Source organism: Vibrio sp. 10N.286.48.C11 (genome assembly GCF_041469805.1).
Lineage (GTDB): Bacteria > Pseudomonadota > Gammaproteobacteria > Enterobacterales > Vibrionaceae > Vibrio > Vibrio crassostreae_C.
In genome coordinates this window covers 37,865-38,181 of record NZ_JBFRLK010000016.1, presented here as the reverse complement: position 1 = coordinate 38,181, position 317 = coordinate 37,865, and the positions used below count along the sequence as shown (strand labels likewise).

Here is a 317-nt window from a genome sequence, read left to right as displayed (position 1 = left end):
TACTGGCCGTGCGGGTAACAGCGGCTTAGCGATCTCTTTGATGAGTCAGGATGAAGCTTACCTATTGGGTGATATTGAGCGATTACTTGATACTCGCTTGCCTCAAGAGTGGCTAGAGGGCTTTGAACCAAGCCTTGAAAAAGATCTAGCGCCCGATCGTGGTGGTCGCAGCAAAAGCCGTTCATCAGAAAAACGTAAGATGAAAGCGAAGCTTAAGATTCACCAAAACCGCGGTAAAGCACGTCGCTAATAAGCTGTACAAAGCTCCAGTTTAAAGATCTATACATATAAAAACGCGCCGTTACAGTGACTTCTGT

Annotated in this window: 1 pseudogene; it reads left to right on the top strand. The window is 46.1% G+C overall.

Annotation, left to right across the window (positions count from 1 at the left end):
* Positions 1–250 (top strand): annotated as a pseudogene (locus AB4209_RS05805) (ATP-dependent helicase); the annotation flags it as partial.
* Between the last annotated feature and the right edge of the window lie 67 nt (positions 251–317).